We start from the raw sequence: 18,590 nt of genomic DNA, 5'->3' as shown, positions 1-18,590 counted from the left end.
GGTTCAAGGACGGGCGTCGGAGATCGCCGGAAGGGGTGCCGGGCCCAATGGCAGGATCATTCTGGCGCCGGTGGCGTCGCCGCTGACCACCCGGGGTGTCCGCCCGTTCCATTTGCGGACAAGCTCCAAGTCCATGAGCTCGGGATTGCTGGCCAATGCCTCGCCGCGGATGCGGATGGACTCGGCCTCACCCCGCGCCCGCACCACGGCGATCTGGGCGTCAATCTGGGCCTTTTGCTGTTCAAACACCGCCTTGTTGGCCTCCTGTTCCTGGACCATTTTCCGCTCGATCGCGGCCTCCAGGTTTTCCGAGAGCGAAATGTCGGCCACCACGACATCCGCCAGGTCCAGGAGGTTGCCCACCTTGGTCCGCGCGTTCTCAAGGGTTCGCTGCTTGATCCGGGCGCGTTCCTGGACGATTTCCTGCGCGGTGTGCTCCTTGGTGATCTCCTTGATCGCCTCATCCACGCGCGGCTGGATGAGGCTCAGGAACGGGTCGCCCTTGAATTGCTGGTAGATGGACACCACCGACTGCTCGGGGATGCGGTACAGCACTTTGAGGCCGGTGCGGACCTCCTGAAGATCCTTTGAGATGACCGCGGCCTGCATGTCGGCGGTCGCCTGGCGGACGCTCACTGGAATGACGGTGGCGATGAACGGGGGTTTCAGTCCGAAGCCCTCGGACCGAAAGTTCGGCGAGACCCGTCCCAGCGTCACGAGCACCCCGCGGTGGCCTGGCGGCACGACATAGACGGCCGATGCAACGATCACCGTGAGGATCAGCACGAACACGGCCAGGGCAAGCAGGCGGGCAATACCAGTTGGCGACATGATGCCCCCCAATAAACACGATCGAACCCGGGTGGCGAACGAAAATGGCCAGCCGGCCACCCGGGGGTCAGTGCGCAAGGAAGGGGGAAGGCTCAAATCGCGGGGAGCTCAGCCTCCTTTGATCACTGGATCGGCAGCCGTCGGACCCGCACCCGTTCGTCATCCACACCACTGACAATGGCGCCGCCCGGGAGGGCCTCCTCGACCCCCGCGAGAACCGCTTGAAGCACCTCGTTCACCCGCTCGACGTGCGGCGATCCCAGGCGGAGCACCAGGAGCGAAGGAGCGTTCCGCCCGCTCGTGGCAATCAATCCGGTGAAGTCCATGTCCTGCGTCAGCACGATCCTCCCTTCGTCCAGGGCCAATGCGAGGATCGTCGCATCGGGCGCGTTGCTGGGAAGGCGCTCCGAAACACGGACCGCGTCGTGCCCCAGATGCCGGAGAAACGCGACGGTGCGGGAAGAAATGTCTTGATCGGCCGGGAACTTCACGCCACCGACGCCCATTGCTCACTGGCCAGCCAGGCAGCGTACTTCGCCGCTTCCCGGATGTCCGTCATCGTCAGCTCCGGGTAGTCCCGCACGATCTCAGCCGGCGTCAGGCCGTCCCCGATCAGCCGCAGGACGAAGTCAACGGTGATCCGCGTGCCACGGATCGTCGCTTTGCCCATGCAAATCTCCGGGTCAGTCACGATACGTTCCAGTCGCATCGTTGTAGGTGTACCCCCCATTGCTACCAAAGCCTAGTATTGCGCCCTCGCGGGCAGGGATTCCGCAAGGGGGAGGGGATTAAAGCGCGGCAGGTGATGGGGTCAAAATTTTGGGCACCGGCCGGGGGCCCTGGAGTGGGCGGGCGGCCTGGTGCCCTGGTCGTGGAGACACCTCACCGGGGACGAGAGATTGTCGGAGTTTGATTTGGCAACGAACAGGACGACGGCTCCCGGCGATGAGCCGGGCCGCCGGGGAAGCTCACCCGTTCCAGAGCGTCTCCAGTTCTTCCCAACGTCCCAGGGCGAGCAGGAAGCTGTCGCGCAGGTCCTGGAGGGTCTGCTGGCCCAGACGTGCCGTCTTGAGGTGGAGTTTGGCGAAGAGCTCAAAGAGCACGAAGCCCAGCACCAGGGACGGATGTGTTGTTCTGCATTTGGGCAACCCGGATCAAGGACTACGCCGCGTACGCCCGGGCCAATCCCGGTGCGGATGCCTCCTGGAAGAATCCTTCCTTCCAGAATGTGGCGGTCACCCCGACCGACGATTGCCCGGTCGTCAACGTGAGTTGGGAAGACGCCAGGAGATTCTGCGAGTGGCTGACCCGCTTGGAGCATCGCGACGGCCGCCTCTCGCCCCAACAGCACTACCGCCTGCCAACGGACCTGGAATGGAGCCGCGCCGTGGGGTTGCCCGCCGAACGCGGCAGCAATCCCAAGGAGCGGGACAAAAAAAACGGGGGTGTCTACCCGTGGGGATCCCAGTGGCCCCCACCAGCGGGTGCGGGCAACTATGCGGATCAATCCACCAAAACCCAATTCAACGACCTGGCAGTCATTGACAGCTATCGAGATGGCTTTGCGACAACGGCGCCCGTCGGGAGTTTTGCCGGCAATCCGTTGGGGCTGTTTGATCTGGGCGGCAACGTGTGGGAGTGGTGCGATGATTGGTATGACGGCGAGCAAAAGTGGCGCGTGTTGCGGGGCGGGTCGTTGTTCAATAGTGATCCACGCTTTCTGCTCTCGTTGTATCGCAACAACAACATCGGGTTTCGTGTGGTGTTGGTGTCGGCGCGCAAGGTATCCGAGCCGTGGTCGGGCGTGATGTGGCGTGGGAATTCTGTCCTGCGCCGCCAGTGCCAAGAGGGATCACCTAACCCCGTCATCCGCGCCCCGCCGATCGGGGAAAAGACGCGGCGCAGGCCGTGGCCGGTAGGAAAGAGTGCCCAAGGCGCTCCACTGAAAGTCACGGCCTGCAATCGCGGACCTGCCGTGCCTTCCAGCCGGCAGGCACTCAAGGCGCCGGCTGGGGGGTGCCCGTACGACGTTCCAACTGTCGCAGCCAGCCGCCGGTCATGCGTCCGGCTTCGTCAATGCGGGCGATCACGAATACGAGCTGCTGCTGGCTGATCCATCGCTGGTCACACGCGAAGGCGTGCCGTTTTGCGGGTTTCGCTTTCAGCCGGGCTTGAGGCCGCGGGTGCTCGGCGCCACCAAGAGCCGGTTCGAGCGCCGGTGGCGACGGCTGTACCGGGAAGGCCGGATCCGAGATTTGAGCGCGGCGGTGTTTGCCTGGTGCCAGTTCAGCAGGGAGGGGAACACAGACGGTCTGCGTCGTTGCGGCTGCGGTCGGCGGCGCGTGTCAGGGATTGGACCAGGCCGGCGTCTGCCAGAGCTGCGCGAAACCCTCCGCAGGCATACCGGATGCCACGATCCGAGTGGAACAGCAGCCCGGCGGCGGGGCCGCGTTGAAGGAGGGACATGGAGAGGGCCGAAAGCACCAGGGCCGAGTCGATACTGTGGCCCATGGTCCAGCCAACGACCTTGCGGCTGTGGAGGTCGAGGATACCGGCAAGGTAGAGCCAGCCTTCACCGGTGGGGATGAAGGGGATGTCGGCGACCCAGATCTGGTTGGGCCCGCAGGGGCTGGGAGCTTCCGCCAGACGGTTGGGCGCGATGGGGTGGTCGTGGTTGCTGTCGGTGGTTCGGACGCGGTAGCAGCCCCTCTTGGCGCCCGGAGAGCCCCCAGCTGCGCATGAGGCGGGCAATGCGCCTGCGGCCATGACGACGTCCGCGCGAGCGCAGTGCGTCCACGACGCAAGGAGATCCATAGGTCCGGCGGCTTTCGGCGTGAATCTCGAGGACCTCTGCCGCGAGAACCTCGTCCTCGAGCGTGCAGAGGCCGGAGTCTTCGCCATGCGAAAAGCCGATCCGGGCTCAAGCCCAGCTCCTGGGCGACGACCTCCGCGGTCTTGCCACTGGAGATCCAGTTCCGAACGGCTTCGAGTTTAAGGGCGGGGTCCTATTGGCGACGGGTTTCCCCAGCGGCTTGTTCAAGGATTTCATGCTACTTCAGGAGCCCGATTCCTTCTCCGTCTTTTCGGCACAACCTCACCCACCTGCGTCACTTTCGAGAGATCCAACTCCCGGAACGGTGTACGTGAAGTGGGCTGAAGTTTTTGGGCGTGGCGGGGGTGCGGCAGCGCGTGGCGGGCGCTTCCGCGCGTCGAAGACGCCGGGGTTCGCCGATGGTTCTCTCCGTAAAAAGATCGCGTGGTGGAACGTATAATTCCAAAGAAATAGCTTGACGTGGCCCAGGTCGCCCAAAATCGACCTCGATGCCTGCTTCTTCTGATATTCCACGCGTGAACGACCTCTTCCTTGCACCCATCAATCCCCTGGTGCTCAACAGCCCTTCGACCCGTCCCTGCCCGGAGTTCTCCGATCTGGACTTCGTCCGCATGGGCATCCAGCGGGTGCTGGAGACCTCACCCAGCGGGCGAGGGTTTCTCCAGGAACACGGAACGCGCTTCGCGCACACCCCCTCCCACACCAATTACTTCGACACCTTGCGCAGCGCGCGCCGCGGCCAACTGCTGGACACGGTGCACGACGGACTGGCTGAGGCTTTGGACCCGCGCTTGGTGGATCGCCTGGCCCACATCCCGGAACTGGCCCTCTACGAATGCTTCGCCTGCGACGGACACTGGCATCGGGCGGCGACGCATGATCCACGCCATGACGGCGCCAAGATGGCGGTGGGCCACTTCTACAGCCTGAACCTGCGCCGCGACAGCCTGCGACATCTGGCCACCGCTGAAGGTCTGCACGAGCACGACATGAGTGCGCTCAAGCGGGTCAAACCCCGCGGACTGCGCCAGGGCGTTGTCCGGGGGCGACGGGTCCTGGTGGTGTACGACAAGGCGGGGATCAACCTCCGGTTTTGGAAGCGCTGCCGCCAGGAGAGCGCCGTATACTTCCTGAGCCTAGTGAAGGAGGACATGGTGTATGACTGGCTCAGTGATCGGGACTGGGACCGGGAGGATTCGCGCAATCACGGCGTCCAGTCGGATCGCCGGGTGATGACACGCGAGGGCGTTGAGTTGCGCATCGTGGTGTACATCAATCCGGTGGACGGGGAGCGCTTCGAGTTCCTGACCAATGAACCGGATCTGCCCCCGGGGGTGATCGCCGAGCTGTACCGTCGCCGCTGGGAGATCGAGAAGGTGTTTGATGAGATCAAGAACAAGCTCTGCGAGCGCAAGGCTTGGGGCACCAGCTTGGAGACGCGGACCGCTCAGGCCCGCCTGATCGCCATCACCCACAACCTGCTCCTGGCCTACGAGCAGCATCTGGAGCGCAAACATGATGTCCAGAACCGGCCGGAAGATCAGCGCCGGACTCGGCGGACGACTGAGGCCCAGGCGCAAGCCCTCAAGGCGGGACGGCCACTGACAACGCTCGTTGGCGCCTCGCGCAGGGCCACCCAGTGCTGCGTGAAGTTCATCCGATGGCTTCGCGCAGTCCTGCGCGACGGACTCACGGAAGACGTCGCCGTGGGCCGCCTTCAGGCCCTATATGCCTCCCCGTGATCCCCGTTCACGCACACCGTTCATCCGTCAGTGGCGCGTGTTGTTCTCGCCCAGAATCTGCCCCGCCTTCTTCACCGGCATCTCCCGCTTCCGGGTCAGGGCAAAGGCCTCAAACTCCCGGGTGAAATGCGTTCTCTGGCCCTCCCGCGGCGCCAGAACCGTCCATGCGGCAGGCGTTGCACCGCGCCCGCGGCAGGGCGCAGAGATTCTTGGTCCGCGTTCCAAACGCATCCAGATAGCGCCACGTCCGGGGCTCGGCGTGGTCGTAGCAGACGATTCGCTTCCGACCAAAGGTGGCCTCCGGACAACGCGGGATCGGCCAAAGCTATTCGGTCTCCCGCACGAGGATCAGGAACCGTTCCACAGGCTCCGTCTCATACCCGACCGCCACCACACTCTACCGACCGTCCAATTGCAACAACCTTGCGAGGCTGAGGAAGACGCTACGCACTGCTTCGGCGACCGCGGCGCGCTGGTCCAGGCGAGGCACTGTCGCCCATCGCAGTCGCGCGCTTGTTGCGCCCTTCGCGATGTCCGGCGGCAGTTGCTCGAACACTCATCGGCATCATTCCTTTCAGGGCTTTCAAACTGGCAGCTTTCCCCGGTTCTCGCACACGCAACGAAACCGCCCGAGCTGCCGACCGCCGCACTGAGCCCGGACCATCTGACAAGGACTGAGTTACGACTCGCCCTTGACCGGGCAAGCGCATTTATTACTACGACTCCTCTTCTTCCGCCTCAATTTGTTGACGCGCCTCCGGGCGGCGTCTCTGCGTCCTGTCTGGGCGCAGTCGCGGTCGTCGAATGGTCGACCAAGGGTTGTTCAACTGCGGCCGCGCGCTCCCTTCTGGCAAGAATCGCCTCCGCCTTCAGCCAGTCATCGACCGGAGTGCCCTCCTTGCCTTCCCGCAACTCGTAAACATGGGAGGCGATCTCCGCAATCTCCTTCTTCTGGTCCTCTGCCGGATCGGAGTTTGCCGATTTCTTTCTCTCATCCGGAGTGGCTGTTGCGCCGGTGTCGTTCATAGACGATTTGCCGAAGCGGTTCGCGTGCCAACCGGCGCGGCTGGTCCTGAAGTCGCCCAGAATGGTTGAACTTCTTGCGGCCATGGTGCCATTGGAAATCGAGTTGCTGCAAACAACCGCGGCCGAAACACCCCCGGATGTTTGCGAGACACTGCTCCAGACACGGGGAGTTTGCCATCGAATCCACACACTCAAGCCCCCCGCGGTGTCGAGGCGTCCACCCCGGCTGCGTCGGCCCGCTCTACACCTGCGACGTTTCCATGCAGCCTGCAAGCGAGCCGGGGTCGGCCCGTGCAGATTGCGGCAAATGCGCCCGGGTGATTTCACCCAGCCAATGGTTAACAAGCGTTGCATCAGAGTGTTCCGATACAGTCAGTCAATGGCACATCCGCTGCAAGATGTGTTCTTGGATTGCACGGTGTGTCAGGCGGACGCCCCGCACCAGCGTCTCTCAACAAAAGTTACGAATAAACCTCTTATGAATACTCTTCGAATACTGTCCCCGGCAATTGCCGGTACCATTCTCGCGCTGCCCCTGCTGGCGGAGGATCACAAACCAGATCAATCAGCACCCCCGCGCGCCAACGTCCCTGCCCACGTTGTCTCCGGAGCAATGAAGTCGAATCTGCCGCTGGGCCCCGTGACCAGGGTCAGCGATGTCATCGGCCTCGAGGTCCGGAACCTTCAGGATGAGAAGCTGGGCAAGGTGAGCGATCTGGCGTTGGACGTGGCTTCCGGGCACATCGTCGAAGTGATCGTCTCGACCGGGGGTGTGTTGGGCGTGGGCGCGACCCTGATCGGAGTTCCCCCGGCGGCTTTTCACTACGATCACACGACCAGAGTGCTTCATCTCGATCGCACCAAGGAGTCCCTCAAGAGCCTGCCAGAGTTCGATCTCACCCAGTGGGAGGCAAATTTTCAGCCGGCCAACGTTGTTGAAGTGTACCGGGAATATGGCGTGACGCCATACTTTGATGCCGACGCTGTGGCGGCCGACAACACCGGGCTCAACCGCCGCGATCGGGACCGCACTACGCTAACTCCGGAGGACCAGGGCACAAGCACCACTGACATCGCAATCACCACCCGGATCCGGAGGGCGGTGCTGGACCGTGACGAGCTTTCGATTAATGCCAGAAACGTCAAGATTATCACTCGAAACGGTCGCGTCACCCTCCGCGGGCCGGTCAACTCCGACGCCGAAGCGCGTGCCATCGTCGAGATCGCCGAAAGCGTGGTTGAACCGTCATCCGTGAACAACCAACTCGAAGTTGTGCGCGACGCCATCCGCGACTGATTCTGTTCCTGATCACCTCATTTCACTTCAACATAAAATTCATATGTCCAAGAAATCTGTCATCTGTCTCGCCACCTCGCGTTTCCAGGCGGAAGCCATCGTGGACGGCCTCAGAAGTTCCGGGTTCACCAGCAACGATATATCCGTGTTGCTGCCCGACAAGGACGGCACGCGGGACTTTGCCCATGAGAAGAGCACCAAGGCGCCCGAAGGTGCGGCGACTGGCGCGGGTACAGGCGGCGTCGTCGGAGGTGCGGTGGGTCTTCTCGCCGGCATCGGCCTGCTCGCCATTCCCGGGGTCGGACCCTTCCTCGCCGCTGGTCCGATCATGGCGGCGCTGAGCGGCGCTGCGGTCGGCGCAACGGTGGGGGGAATTGCCGGCGGGTTGATCGGTCTCGGAATTCCTGAGTACGAAGCCAAACGCTATGAGGGCAAAATCAAGGACGGCGGCATCCTGATTTCCGTTCATGCGGAGAGTTCCGACGAGATCCGCCGCGCGAAGGAGATCTACGAGGCCGCCGGCGCCAAGGACATCTCCAGCACCGGCGAGGCGAGCGTTCCTTCCAAGGATGCGGATGCCCAGCGCACGGTCAGCGGCCATGAGGCTCCCCCCGTTGTCGAGACCACAAACGAGGAGATCCGGGCCCGGGCAAACGCACCGATGTATCCGAGCCGGTGATCTTTGGGCGCGACCGGCCCATGCTCAACAGTACCAGTGGTTCCCATCCTTCCATGAAAACACTCGAAAACCTGCTTCTCGATGAACTGGCGGACATGTATGACGCCGAACATCGCCTTGTCAAAGCCTTGCCGAAGATGGTGGAGGCGGCAACTCACGAGGAACTCAAAGCCGCCTTCCAGGCGCACCTCACCGAAACCGAAGGGCACGTCCAAAAAGTAGAGCAGGTGTTCCAGATCTTCGGCAAGGAAGCCAGGCAGGCGAAATGCGAGGCGACCGTCGGCCTTTTGAAGGAGGCCGACGAGATCGCCTCGGACAACGAGGATTCGCCCACGATTAACGCCGCCCTGATCTGCGCCGCCCAGAAAGTGGAGCACTACGAGATTGCCTCCTATGGCTGCCTTCGCACTTGGGCAGAAGAGCTGGGTAACGCAAAGGCTGCGAGGCTCCTCGGGGAAATCCTCGGCCAGGAGAAAGCCGCCGATGAGGACCTGACGTTGCTTGCAATCAAGACCTGCAATTCAGCCGCCGAGGGCGAGGCAAAGACGGGAACGAAGGCGAGGACGAGGACGTCGTGAAAGACGCGCCGCCCACACCGCGCAAGCGGGCCGGACGCAAACAGCCCGCAGCCGTGGTCCCGAAAACCCGGCAGGTGGAATCGGCCAAGGGGTAAGGATGGCCGTCGGTTTCAACACGAATCGGGAGCGGCAACTATACGCATTTCATCCCAACGGCAGGCCCAAGCCGGAAAAGTGGGCTGGGCGGTCCTGTGGCTCCTGGGCGTGCCGCTCCCGATTCTTCTCATCCTCTTCCTGGTGCGCGGCTGCACCTGACCCCATTCCGGCCATCCCGCTCGGGTCGCCCGGGGACTTCAACCTCCACCTCCTTGTTCCAGATCGGTCGCCAAGGCCGAACCCCGGAAGGATTCCGTCGATTTTTCATTCCAAGCCCAGCTTCTTCCGCTTCCGGTACAGCGTCGCCTGGTCAATGCCCAGAATCTGCGCGGCCTCAACCAGGCTGGGGCTTTGCGCCAGCACCCGGCGGATATGAACCTCCTCGAGCTGTTCAAGAGAGCACGCGGCGCCCGGTTGAATGACCTTGCCCCCTTCGCCCGAGCTCTCCACCCGCAGTTCCAGCGGCAGGTCGCTGGCGGACAGCCGATCGCCCGCCGCGAGGATGGCGGCCCGCTCGATGGCGTTGCGCAGCTCCCGCAGATTGCCGGGCCAAGCGTAGGCGCGGACCGCCGCTTCGGCCTCAGGATCGAACGTCATGGACGGGCGGCCGCACTGCGCGGCGAAATGCTGCAGGAAATGATTGGCCAACCGCATCAGATCCTCGGGTCGGGTCCGCAGCGGAGCCATCTCCACGGAGATCACATTCAGCCGGTAATACAAGTCCTCCCGGAACGTGCCCTCGGCGACCCGATGTTTCAGGTCGCGGTTGGTGGCGGCGACGATCCGCACGTCAGCCGTGCGGGTGATGTTCTCGCCCAGGCGTTCGTATTCCCGCTCCTGCAGCAGGCGCAGCAACTTGGGCTGAATTTCAAGCGGCAGGTCGCCGATCTCGTCCAGAAACAAGGTGCCGCCCGACGCGGCCTTCACCTTTCCCCAATGGTCCTTCACGGCGCCCGTGAACGCGCCCTTCACGTGTCCGAACAGGTCGCTCTCCAGCAGCTCGCGCGAGAGGCTTGGGCAGCTCAGGGTCACAAACGGCTGGTCAGCCAGATGACTGTGCTGATGCACCATGCGCGCGACGACACTCTTGCCCGTACCGCTTTCACCGAGGATGAGGATCGAGGCAGGCGACCGCGCGGCGCGCAGCAGCACGCGCATCGCCTCCTGCATCAACGGCGTGCTGAAATCCATCACCGGTTCGGGCTGGAGCGAGCGGACCTCACGCACTTCGACCTCGAGCTGTTCGATCCGTCGGCCGAGTTGACGCAGCCGCTGCAGTCGGGCCAGGACGGTGTGGAATTTTTCACGGGTGAAGGGCTTTTCGAGGTAGTCCTGCGCCCCCCGCCGCATCGCCTCGACCGCGGTCTTGACCGAGCCGGCCGCCGTGAACATTACCACAGGCAACTGCGGATAGGTCTTGGTCAACGTGTCCAGTACATCGAGTCCGTTTTCCTGACCGAGATTGAGGTCCAGCAGCGCCACGTCGAACCTGGCCTCCTTCAGACGTTGCAGCGCAGCGGCCCCTGTTTCCGCGCCTTCCGCGTAGTGCTCGTCGCTCTCGATGAGCAAGCTGGTGGCGTCGCGAAACGCCCGATCGTCGTCGATTACGAGAAAATCCATGGATCAATGGAAATGAGGTCAAACCAGCGAGGAGCACCGATGGCCACCGCAGGGATCGGTGCGTCTCCCCTCGTGTAGCCTGCACTCCAGGCGGCGGAATGGGCTGTTGTAACCATCTGGCAATCGATGTTGATCGGGGGTCAACAAGGTTGCGGTTCCTTCGCGGTTCCGGGCAATGCCCTGGCGAGGCGGACGGTGAAGGTGGCACCGCGGCCGGCTTCGCTGTCGCATCGAAGTTCCCCACCCAGCGAACGCATGAGTTTTTTCACGATGCTTAGCCCCAGACCCGTGCTGGGCTCGTTGCCCGTGGGCCGGGCGGAAAGGCGGCTGTACCGTCGGAACATCCGGGTGCGGTCCTCCGGTGTGAAGCCCGGGCCTTCATCCCGGATTCGGCATTCCGCGTGACCTGCGTCGGTGGCAAAAGTCACCCAGATCGAGCGTCCGGGCGGAGAAAACTTGACGGCGTTGCCGATCAGGTTGTCCAGCACCTGCCGCAGGGCTACGCGGTCGGCCAGGACGACGGGATCCGATACCGGTGGCTCCAGCCGCAGCTTCAACTGTTTGAATCGTGCCGTCGCCGTCTGCTCGCGCACTACTTCGGCGGCCAGCTCCCCGAAACGTACCGCGGCAGGTTCCAGAGCGAGGGCATGCTCGACCGCCGTGTTGGAAAGAAATAGTTCCACGAACGCCAGGGTGCGGTCGGCGGTCTCCAGAATGTTGTGGCTGAGTCGATGCAACTTTGGGTCCGCTTCCGCACGTTCGACGAGCAACTGCGAACTCATCAGGATGCAGCCCAATGCACCCTTGAGATCGTGTGCCAGGACCCCGAGCAGCTCGTCCTTGTCCTCCGCCAGCTGCCGCAGCCGGTCCCGCGCGGCCTTGAGCGCCACGTGCGTCCTCACGCGGGACACCAGCTCCGCCTGGTTGAAGGGCTTGGTCACGTAGTCCACCGCACCGCTTTCCAGCGCCCGGACCGTGAGATCTTTATCGTCCGCGGCGGAAAGAAAAATGACCGGCAGATCGGTAAACGCGGGCTGCTCGCGGATACACCGGCAGACGTCGAATCCGTCCATGCCCGGCATGATGACGTCGAGCAGGACCAGATCGGGCGGCCTCAGGCTCAGGCGCTTGAGCGCCGTGGGCCCATTGTCTGCCAGCACGACATCGTAGCCCTGCAGGCCCAGGATGCCTCCCAGCACCTGCAAGTTCGCCGGCTGATCATCCACGATCAGGATGCGGGCGGGCGGCGCTGGCGCGGTGGTCGGCGGGGCAGTGGGTGGGCGGATCATACCGTGTTGGCCTCCAGTTGGCTGATCAGTTGGGGAAAACGAGCCAGTTCAGGTTCCAGTGCGGAGATATCATAGGCCATGGCGTGACTCTCCAGAACTCCGGCGTAGTCCACCAAGGGCGCGCATTCGGCGTCCTCGCCCAAGCCCCGAAGCCGGGCGGCGAAATCGTGCACCTCGGTCATGGACATTCCGTCCCGCACCGTTGGCCAATCGCTGGATTCCAGCCGGTGCAACTCAACAGCCAGCTCGGCCCGCTGCAACGTCGGCGCGCCTCCGGGGGGCTGGGTCGTGGGCGGCAGAGGTTCGGAACCGGCCGCGGCCGTTGGAACTTCGGCCCGCGGCAGAAACTGCGCCAACTCCTCAAACAGCGCTCGGGGAGTGAAAGGTTTGCGAACGTACCCATCGAATTCCTCGCGGAACTCCCGCTCGTCGTCGGCCAGGTTGGAGGCGGTCACGGCTACGACGGGAACGAGCTCGAGACCCGGGGACTGGCGTATCGCTGCCAGGGTCTCCCTTCCGTCCAGCAGCGGCATCCGGATGTCGAGCAGCACGGCGTCGGGCTTGAGCGCACGCGCCAGCGCCAGAGCTTCCTCCCCGTTGACCCCGAAGTGCAGGGCATGGTGGGTCGGTGAGAAGATGCTTTCGATCAGTTCTCGGTTCACCGCGTTGTCGTCCGCCACCACCAGCGTCGCAGGGCGGAACTCGTTGAAATCCACCGCGGCATTGGACGCCGGCAGCTGGGTGGCCGGCAGCCGGGCGGAGACCGCGACGTCGGGAATCCGCACACGAAACGTGGTCCCGTGGCCCTCGATGCTCGCGACGGCGACGGTGCCGCCCATCAGCTCGATGAGCCGCCGCACGATGGCGAGGCCTAGACCGGTGCCTTCCTGCTCCTGGGGGCGCCGCGGATCGGTCTGGGCGAACGGTTTGAAGACGTCGTCGAGCCGGTCCTTCGGAATGCCGATCCCGGTGTCCTCCACTTCGATCACGAGGGTGATCCGGCTGCCGACGGCCGCCTGTGCCTCCGACATTATATGGACCCGGATGAAGCCTCGCTCGGTGAATTTAACTGCGTTCCCCACGAGGTTCACAAGCACCTGCCGAATCCGGGTCCGATCGAGGAGCAGTGCCCGCGGAAGGTCCTCAGCAGTGCCGCACGTGAGCTGCACGGACCGGCGGGCAGCCTGTTCCGAGAAGACGCTGTGAAGGAACTCGCAGATCTCTCGGGGATCGGTCGGCTCGGGGTGCAGGTCCACCACGCCAGCTTCGATCTTGGACATATCGAGGACATCGTTGATGATCTGGAGGAGTGATTCGGATGCCGTCCGAATCGAGGTCAGGTACCGCCGTTGCCGCGGCTCGCGAACCTCGGCGGACAGCAGGTCGGTGAAGCCGAGGATGGCGTTCATCGGCGTACGAATTTCATGGCTCATATTCGCGAGGAAGGCGCTCTTCTGCGCGCTGTCCTTTTCCGCCTGCAGTTTAGATTCGGCCAGTTGGCGCTCCATTCGCTCATGGTCCAGGCTCAACCGCGCTAGGAAGAACGCGAAAAACCCGGCCCCCACGCCCAAGACGCCAGCGACCAGGCTGGTGATGTTGGCCCGATTGAGATGTTGACGCGTTGTGGCGCCGTGTCGCGTCAGAATCCCCACCCGGTCCCGCCGCATACCGCCAATCTGGAGGCGGATTTGGTCCATTGTCTCCTCGCCATTGCCTGTGACAATCTGCAACGCCGCCGCCGGGAAGCCCTGAGTGCGTCGGGCTTGCACCACCTCCAACATTTGATTCAAGCGGAGTTCGACCAGCACGCGCAGATCGAGGACCTTCCGCTGCCGCTCGCGGTCGATCAGGGAAAACTCAGTGAGTGCCTCCAGTTCACCGGGAAGCCGCTGGAGCGCCAGCTCATAGGGATCCAGGAAGCTCTCGATTCCTGTGATGGTGTACCCGCGCTGTCCGGACTCGGCTTCGAGGACCAGGGAAAACACGCGGTCCAGGGTGTCGTTAAAATTGCTCACCGCCACCGCCGCGTTCACCGACTCCGACAGCCGGACCCAGCTCACGGCCGCCATCACCACCCCGGCGATGGAGAGCGTGAGCCACACCGCCACCAGTGCGCTGTAGAGCTGGGACCGGTGGGCTCTCATCCGTACCGCCAGCATCTCAAACGTTGGGATCTGGCAAAGGAAATTCACGTCCTTCCGGCCGCCGCTTCGGTGATGACGCTGTGGACGAAGCGGAGCTTCTCCACCGCCGCCGGTGCGAGGACAAATGGATAGAGGTCCGGCAGGCCCATCCCGCGGTTGATCGAGTTCAGCGCCAGGGTCAAGGGCAGCCAGTTGGCAAACACGGCGTCGAAATCGGCCTGCGACTGGATGATCGGGCCCGGGTCCACCGCCAAAGGGGTGGCCGCCGGATGCCGGGGCTTCACGGACAGGCCGAATCCGGCCGCGGTCTCGAGGGTGTCCACCATGTGCAAGTAATGCGCCCACGTCTCCGCCCAGTCCTCCCACGGATGCGCGCTGGCGTAGGCGCTCACGCCGCGCTCCAACCACTCCAACGGTGGTCCCTGCCGATGGTATGCTTCGAGGGCGACGGCATAGTCGGCAGTCTCGTCTCCGAACACTTGGCGAAATGGCTCAAGCCAGGCCGAACTCGCCACCAGCCGGCCCCAATAGAAGTGGCCAGCCTCGTGGCGGAAGTGCGCCGGGAGGGTGCGCAACGGTTCATGAAGGCTTACGCGGCGGCGCTCACGCTCGACCTCATCGGCCTCCGCGATGTTGAGCGTGATCACGCCGGCCTCGTGACCGGTCAGCACCTGGGCGGCCCCCGGCACATCACCGAGAAAGCGGAAACGCAGGGCCGGGGAGTGCACTGCAGCGACCTCATGCAGGGGCAGGCCCAGCCTCAGCAGGGTATAGACGAGCCGACGCTTGGCCAGTTCCACCCGCAGCCAGCGCTCGCCGTTGCCGGCGACCGTGGGATCGGGGATCATCTCGTTCAGCCGGCAGGCTAGGCAAAAAGGCTCCGGATCGGCGACCGGAACATACCAATTGCATGCCTCGTGCTGCAGCCCATTGGGACAGCGCCGGTACGAACGGTCGGCTGCGGCTGGCGCCAGCGCCCGAAACAGCCCGGTCTTCTCGGCCTTCAACGCACTCAGATCGAGCAGGTCAGGTAGAAGGCCCAGCGCGACATCGCACCTCAGGCACCGGACGTTTTCGAAGGCCAGCAGGGCGCCACAATGATCGCAGTGGAAGGACTTCATGCTTGGGCCGTGGTCACGAGCTTCAATTGGTGGGATGGGCCGAATGTTGAGCGTCGTGCCGGAATCGGCCCGTCGGCCACCCCGCGCCCGAAGCTGGCGGCGTGCATCCCGGATGCTGAGTGGCGGCTACGGCGGGTTTCCCATGGACAGGATTCTCTTGCCCTGAATCTCACCCCGCCAGCCCGCAACGGGCTCCGCGCGGGACTCGATGAAGTCCTTGAATCGCTTGAGGTCGCCCGCCACCCGGGCCGCCACCAATCCCAGCGCATCGCCCAGATTCTCGGCCAGTCCTTCCGGGTCATAGTGCAGGGCCAGGCTAACCTCCGTCTCATTGAGGCCGACGGGGGTAAAGTTAACCATACCCGAGTTCTTTGCTCCGCCCATGCTGCGCCAGGCGATGCGTCGGTCAGGAATTTGCTCGAAGATCTCCGCATCCCACGCCTTGACCTTCCCTCCAATCTCCGCTTTCCAAGACAGACGCTTTTCGTCCAACTGCTTGACCTCCTTGACGCCCTCCATGAACTGGGGGAATTCCTCAAATTGCGTCCATTGGTTATAGGCCCGGGTTACGGATACTCGCACCGTGATTGATTTTTCGATTGTCTTCATAGGCTTCTACCGCCATTCGGCGGCCGGTTCTCATTGGGTCACGGCACGTCAGCGCCGAGCCATAGGGCAGGAGCACAAGGCGCACCGCGGAAGTCGAAGGGCTGTCCGCCGGGCGACCTGGGACCGGCATCGCCGCCGGGACCAAACCGGTGAAACCGGTCAACCCCCGCAGCATCTCCGAGTCTTCCTCGATCAGCCCGGTTGGAATTGCACTGGTCACGAGGTTTACGGCCGCAGCGGCTGTCGGTGGTGCTGGACCTCAGCCCGGTCGTGGAGAGCCCTCCACGTTGCCCAAATTGCTACCGCCAGTTCAATGCCGCGGAGAAGGACTTGGCGCCCACGGCCAAGCCGGCGTTTGGTGGGACGCGTCGGACCCCGAATAAGGTTGAAAACCGTCAATCCCGCGGCGGCGACGAGGACGCAAGCCCCGAGCTTGATGGACTGTCGCATGCTCAACTCCAGCCGGGTCTTGGTAGTCGACCAATCAGCCGCAAGCTGCCGGCGGCGCACCTCCGTCTCCGTCAGCAGCAGTTGCTTCTCCAGGTGGCGCGGATTCATTGAAGGCGGCGCGACAAGGCCGCGCCATCGCGGCGGAGTTGACCAAGGGTTTCAGGGAGGGATTCCCAGCTCGTCACCAGGCGTTGCAGGCGCCGGTATATGACCGCACTGCCTCCGGCGTAGACCACCATCAAAATCGCGAGGGGCCATACCCGCGAAGCAGGCCACAGCACCACGACCACTGATGCCGTGAAGGCGATGCCGACCAGCAACGCCAGCGTCGCCACCCCGAGCAGGAGCGCAAAGGCACGGAACATGCGCTCTCGCTCCTCCTGCAGCTCCACCATCAACAACTCCAGCTGGGTCCCCCCGGCTGCCAGCGCGTGCTGCGCCAGGCGCAGGGTGGTCCACCCCAAGTTGGAGTCTGTCGCTTCAGAATCGATCATGGTCTGGGATTCTCCCGCAGGTTGCCCGGAGGCAACGAGATTAAGCCGCGATGCGATGCGTTGAACCGCAGGCGTTCGCCGCCTCGAGGCCGGGTGCTGGCCCCCCTAATGACTGCGCCTTGACAGGAGCACACCAAGCAAAGCCCCAACGCCAAGCGCCAACGCGATAGATTCATAGGGGTGGCCGCGGACCACGGTGTCAGCCTGGCGCGCGCCGTCTATGGCCTTCTCCTCGGCGACCTGAAACAACTCCCTGGCGCATTCTTTAACGGATGCGAGGGCCGTGGTTAGACGCTTCCGCGCCTCGGTGACCTTCTTGTCGGCCACGTGCGCCGTGGCATCGAGTAGCTCGCGGGCGTCATCAGCCAACGCTTTGGAGTCGTGCCGCAGTGCGTCGGGAGTTTCAAACTTGGCGTTCATGATGTGGTCTATGATTCAGTGATCTGTTGCAGGATCAGAAATGAAAATGGACGTCGCGCTACGCCGATTACACCTTGTTTCCCCGGATGAGCCGGAGCACGATGACAACGAGCGCCACCACCAGTAGGACGTGGATGAATCCCCCCATGGTGTACGTACTGACCAGGCCGAGGATCCAGAGGATGATCAGGACGATGGCGATGGTTTCGAGCATGGTGTGCGGGGTTGGTGTGTGGAGTACGCCGGCCAGGAGACTACCGGTTCGAGCGGGTTATGCATGCGGGTTACGGAGGCAAATTTATCGGGCGAGCGACCGGTACGACTCCGTTGGTTCAAACCTTTCGTCCTCGGATGATCGAAACCAGGAATAGCACGATGAAGATGACAAGGCAGACCTTGGCGATGGCCCCTGCGGTTCCCGCCAACGTCCCGAACCCAAGGACGCCGGCGACAAGGGCTACGATCAAAAAGGTGACAGTCCAATAGAGCATGGAAGTGGGGGGGGGTCAGTGTGATGCTGGAGACGTCGTCCAAAAGGAACCTTCAACCCCCTCTGCGCGTTGCGTACCAACCGCTAGGTAATGCATAACCCGTTGCTCATACCTTTGTTCGGCCGACGGCTTCTCAAACGTCTCCCTACGGATCGTGCAATCTGCAACCCGCCACCCGGATGCCGGAGGCAATTTGCAAAGTGGCGAGGTGCCGGCCATCGCATGATAAACGCGCCGGAAATTGCAGTTTGCGCCCGAATTGAGACGAACGGCGATGGTCGCAGGGGTGGCATCCGTCCTGCGAGTGGCAACCGAGATCTCCGGCGATGACCCGGAAACACAGGAAACATCTGACCAGAAACGATTATGAATACACTCACGATCAAGGGCGATTGGAACATCGCCAAGGGTAAGCTGAAGCAGAAGTGGGCCCAACTCACGGACGACGACCTGCAGTTCGTCGAAGGCAAAGAGGAGGAGCTGGTGGGTCGGATCCAAAGACGCACCGGGCAAACCCGGGATGCCGTCGAAGAGGTCCTCCGCGAAACGCAGAAGAGCTCATGCGGCTGCTAGTTTCCGCTCGGACGGCGGAATCCCTGCGGGAAACCGCCGCCCTGCTCGTAATCACCGCTTCGCACGATTCAACACCACATCCATGAGCTCCATGAGAAATGCATCAAGCAATGTTGGGCTGATCCTCTGCCTATTCGGCCTGCTGCTCGTCGGCATGGCCACGGCCGGCTGCAGAAACACGGCTTCGGGTTTCGGCAAGGACGTTGAAAATGCCGGGGAAAAGATTCAGGAAAAGGTGGATTAGCCCGACTTTCGCAACTGGAGAAGGAAAAGAGAGAGAATGGGCCTGATTCTGAA

22 protein-coding genes and 2 pseudogenes are annotated in these 18,590 nt (G+C 63.2%); 7 read left to right on the top strand and 17 right to left on the bottom strand.

Features of this window, described 5'->3' with window-relative positions:
* Window positions 1-3: 3 nt before the first annotated feature.
* From KF791_00120 to KF791_00105, 4 genes are all read right to left on the bottom strand, one after another.
* Window positions 4-831 carry a prohibitin family protein gene (locus KF791_00120; protein MBX3730977.1) on the bottom strand — a complete coding sequence of 276 codons (828 nt, stop codon included), beginning with the start codon at window positions 829-831 and terminating at the stop codon, window positions 4-6.
* A gap of 122 nt (window positions 832-953) precedes the next feature.
* A complete protein-coding gene (locus KF791_00115; protein MBX3730976.1) occupies window positions 954-1,322 on the bottom strand; it encodes a DUF5615 family PIN-like protein in 369 nt (122 codons plus the stop codon).
* Window positions 1,319-1,540: a DUF433 domain-containing protein gene (locus KF791_00110; GenBank protein MBX3730975.1), complete on the bottom strand. Its 222-nt coding sequence runs from the start codon at window positions 1,538-1,540 to the stop codon at window positions 1,319-1,321. The genes KF791_00115 and KF791_00110 overlap by 4 nt, the downstream gene beginning before the upstream one ends.
* Window positions 1,541-1,799: 259 nt before the next feature.
* Window positions 1,800-1,946, bottom strand: a complete 147-nt coding sequence (locus tag KF791_00105) for a hypothetical protein (protein MBX3730974.1) — start codon at window positions 1,944-1,946, stop codon at window positions 1,800-1,802.
* A gap of 11 nt (window positions 1,947-1,957) precedes the next feature.
* Between KF791_00105 and KF791_00100 the strand changes: the two genes are divergently transcribed.
* Complete coding sequence (locus KF791_00100; protein MBX3730973.1) at window positions 1,958-2,944, top strand: SUMF1/EgtB/PvdO family nonheme iron enzyme; 987 nt, start codon at window positions 1,958-1,960, stop codon at window positions 2,942-2,944.
* A 173-nt stretch (window positions 2,945-3,117) separates the two neighbouring features.
* Here the strand turns inward: KF791_00100 and KF791_00095 are convergent, their stop codons facing one another.
* Window positions 3,118-3,645, bottom strand: a complete 528-nt coding sequence (locus tag KF791_00095) for a DDE-type integrase/transposase/recombinase (protein ID MBX3730972.1) — start codon at window positions 3,643-3,645, stop codon at window positions 3,118-3,120.
* Window positions 3,646-3,719: 74 nt separating this feature from the next.
* Window positions 3,720-3,800 (bottom strand): annotated as a pseudogene (locus KF791_00090) (transposase).
* Between the two features lie 379 nt (window positions 3,801-4,179).
* Between KF791_00090 and KF791_00085 the strand changes: the two are divergent.
* On the top strand, window positions 4,180-5,406 hold the full coding sequence (locus KF791_00085) for a transposase (protein MBX3730971.1): 1,227 nt from the start codon (window positions 4,180-4,182) through the stop codon (window positions 5,404-5,406).
* Between the two features lie 27 nt (window positions 5,407-5,433).
* Here KF791_00085 and KF791_00080 read toward each other — a convergent pair whose 3' ends face one another.
* Window positions 5,434-5,637 carry a hypothetical protein gene (locus KF791_00080; GenBank protein ID MBX3730970.1) on the bottom strand — a complete coding sequence of 68 codons (204 nt, stop codon included), beginning with the start codon at window positions 5,635-5,637 and terminating at the stop codon, window positions 5,434-5,436.
* A 507-nt stretch (window positions 5,638-6,144) separates the two neighbouring features.
* Entirely contained in the window at window positions 6,145-6,516 is a 372-nt protein-coding gene (locus tag KF791_00075; protein MBX3730969.1) for a DUF2934 domain-containing protein, read from the bottom strand.
* Window positions 6,517-6,811: 295 nt separating this feature from the next.
* On the opposite strand from KF791_00075, the gene KF791_00070 reads away from it, so the two are divergent.
* The 3 genes and pseudogenes from KF791_00070 to KF791_00060 all read left to right on the top strand — a co-directional run bounded on the left by KF791_00070 (window position 6,812) and on the right by KF791_00060 (window position 8,986).
* Window positions 6,812-7,729 carry a BON domain-containing protein gene (locus KF791_00070; protein MBX3730968.1) on the top strand — a complete coding sequence of 306 codons (918 nt, stop codon included), beginning with the start codon at window positions 6,812-6,814 and terminating at the stop codon, window positions 7,727-7,729.
* A gap of 43 nt (window positions 7,730-7,772) precedes the next feature.
* Window positions 7,773-8,288: pseudogene (locus KF791_00065) on the top strand (DUF3341 domain-containing protein).
* Window positions 8,289-8,461: 173 nt separating this feature from the next.
* Window positions 8,462-8,986, top strand: coding sequence for a ferritin-like domain-containing protein (locus KF791_00060; protein ID MBX3730967.1), 525 nt, complete (start codon window positions 8,462-8,464; stop codon window positions 8,984-8,986).
* A gap of 360 nt (window positions 8,987-9,346) precedes the next feature.
* Here the strand turns inward: KF791_00060 and KF791_00055 are convergent, their stop codons facing one another.
* The 9 genes from KF791_00055 to KF791_00015 all read right to left on the bottom strand — a co-directional run bounded on the left by KF791_00055 (window position 9,347) and on the right by KF791_00015 (window position 17,720).
* Complete coding sequence (locus KF791_00055; protein ID MBX3730966.1) at window positions 9,347-10,702, bottom strand: sigma-54-dependent Fis family transcriptional regulator; 1,356 nt, start codon at window positions 10,700-10,702, stop codon at window positions 9,347-9,349.
* Between the two features lie 140 nt (window positions 10,703-10,842).
* The gene (locus tag KF791_00050; protein ID MBX3730965.1) at window positions 10,843-11,991 is read right to left on the bottom strand and encodes a hybrid sensor histidine kinase/response regulator; all 1,149 of its coding nucleotides are present in this window, start codon (window positions 11,989-11,991) and stop codon (window positions 10,843-10,845) included.
* Window positions 11,988-14,183: a CHASE3 domain-containing protein gene (locus KF791_00045; GenBank protein MBX3730964.1), complete on the bottom strand. Its 2,196-nt coding sequence runs from the start codon at window positions 14,181-14,183 to the stop codon at window positions 11,988-11,990. The genes KF791_00050 and KF791_00045 overlap by 4 nt, the downstream gene beginning before the upstream one ends.
* Entirely contained in the window at window positions 14,180-15,256 is a 1,077-nt protein-coding gene (locus KF791_00040) for a putative zinc-binding metallopeptidase (GenBank protein ID MBX3730963.1), read from the bottom strand. The genes KF791_00045 and KF791_00040 overlap by 4 nt, the downstream gene beginning before the upstream one ends.
* Before the next feature lie 126 nt (window positions 15,257-15,382).
* Entirely contained in the window at window positions 15,383-15,865 is a 483-nt protein-coding gene (locus KF791_00035; GenBank protein ID MBX3730962.1) for an SRPBCC family protein, read from the bottom strand.
* A 554-nt stretch (window positions 15,866-16,419) separates the two neighbouring features.
* On the bottom strand, window positions 16,420-16,809 hold the full coding sequence (locus tag KF791_00030) for a phage holin family protein (GenBank protein ID MBX3730961.1): 390 nt from the start codon (window positions 16,807-16,809) through the stop codon (window positions 16,420-16,422).
* Between the two features lie 105 nt (window positions 16,810-16,914).
* Window positions 16,915-17,229, bottom strand: a complete 315-nt coding sequence (locus tag KF791_00025; protein ID MBX3730960.1) for a DUF883 domain-containing protein — start codon at window positions 17,227-17,229, stop codon at window positions 16,915-16,917.
* A gap of 67 nt (window positions 17,230-17,296) precedes the next feature.
* Window positions 17,297-17,443, bottom strand: a complete 147-nt coding sequence (locus tag KF791_00020) for a lmo0937 family membrane protein (GenBank protein MBX3730959.1) — start codon at window positions 17,441-17,443, stop codon at window positions 17,297-17,299.
* A gap of 118 nt (window positions 17,444-17,561) precedes the next feature.
* On the bottom strand, window positions 17,562-17,720 hold the full coding sequence (locus tag KF791_00015) for a DUF1328 domain-containing protein (GenBank protein MBX3730958.1): 159 nt from the start codon (window positions 17,718-17,720) through the stop codon (window positions 17,562-17,564).
* A 366-nt stretch (window positions 17,721-18,086) separates the two neighbouring features.
* Between KF791_00015 and KF791_00010 the strand changes: the two genes are divergently transcribed.
* Both KF791_00010 and KF791_00005 read left to right on the top strand, forming a co-directional pair.
* Window positions 18,087-18,293, top strand: a complete 207-nt coding sequence (locus KF791_00010; protein ID MBX3730957.1) for a CsbD family protein — start codon at window positions 18,087-18,089, stop codon at window positions 18,291-18,293.
* 91 nt (window positions 18,294-18,384) lie between these two features.
* Window positions 18,385-18,537 carry an entericidin A/B family lipoprotein gene (locus KF791_00005; protein MBX3730956.1) on the top strand — a complete coding sequence of 51 codons (153 nt, stop codon included), beginning with the start codon at window positions 18,385-18,387 and terminating at the stop codon, window positions 18,535-18,537.
* Window positions 18,538-18,590: the final 53 nt, after the last annotated feature.

This window comes from Verrucomicrobiia bacterium (genome assembly GCA_019634635.1).
In the GTDB taxonomy this organism is placed as follows: domain Bacteria; phylum Verrucomicrobiota; class Verrucomicrobiia; order Limisphaerales; family UBA9464; genus UBA9464.
Note: the sequence above shows the minus strand (reverse complement) of the source record. Positions and strands in the feature narration are given on the sequence as shown.

Coding starts and splice junctions, on each gene's coding strand:
- KF791_00055 (MBX3730966.1), bottom strand. CDS start 10,702: ATGGATTTTCTCGTAATCGACGACGATCGGGCGTTTCGCGACGCCACC.
- KF791_00060 (MBX3730967.1), top strand. CDS start 8,462: ATGAAAACACTCGAAAACCTGCTTCTCGATGAACTGGCGGACATGTAT.
- KF791_00020 (MBX3730959.1), bottom strand. CDS start 17,443: ATGCTCGAAACCATCGCCATCGTCCTGATCATCCTCTGGATCCTCGGC.
- KF791_00120 (MBX3730977.1), bottom strand. CDS start 831: ATGTCGCCAACTGGTATTGCCCGCCTGCTTGCCCTGGCCGTGTTCGTG.
- KF791_00025 (MBX3730960.1), bottom strand. CDS start 17,229: ATGAACGCCAAGTTTGAAACTCCCGACGCACTGCGGCACGACTCCAAA.
- KF791_00075 (MBX3730969.1), bottom strand. CDS start 6,516: ATGGCCGCAAGAAGTTCAACCATTCTGGGCGACTTCAGGACCAGCCGC.
- KF791_00080 (MBX3730970.1), bottom strand. CDS start 5,637: ATGCGTTTGGAACGCGGACCAAGAATCTCTGCGCCCTGCCGCGGGCGC.
- KF791_00070 (MBX3730968.1), top strand. CDS start 6,812: ATGGCACATCCGCTGCAAGATGTGTTCTTGGATTGCACGGTGTGTCAG.
- KF791_00035 (MBX3730962.1), bottom strand. CDS start 15,865: ATGAAGACAATCGAAAAATCAATCACGGTGCGAGTATCCGTAACCCGG.
- KF791_00015 (MBX3730958.1), bottom strand. CDS start 17,720: ATGCTCTATTGGACTGTCACCTTTTTGATCGTAGCCCTTGTCGCCGGC.
- KF791_00110 (MBX3730975.1), bottom strand. CDS start 1,540: ATGCGACTGGAACGTATCGTGACTGACCCGGAGATTTGCATGGGCAAA.
- KF791_00005 (MBX3730956.1), top strand. CDS start 18,385: ATGAGAAATGCATCAAGCAATGTTGGGCTGATCCTCTGCCTATTCGGC.
- KF791_00010 (MBX3730957.1), top strand. CDS start 18,087: ATGAATACACTCACGATCAAGGGCGATTGGAACATCGCCAAGGGTAAG.
- KF791_00095 (MBX3730972.1), bottom strand. CDS start 3,645: ATGGATCTCCTTGCGTCGTGGACGCACTGCGCTCGCGCGGACGTCGTC.
- KF791_00040 (MBX3730963.1), bottom strand. CDS start 15,256: ATGAAGTCCTTCCACTGCGATCATTGTGGCGCCCTGCTGGCCTTCGAA.
- KF791_00050 (MBX3730965.1), bottom strand. CDS start 11,991: ATGATCCGCCCACCCACTGCCCCGCCGACCACCGCGCCAGCGCCGCCC.
- KF791_00030 (MBX3730961.1), bottom strand. CDS start 16,809: ATGATCGATTCTGAAGCGACAGACTCCAACTTGGGGTGGACCACCCTG.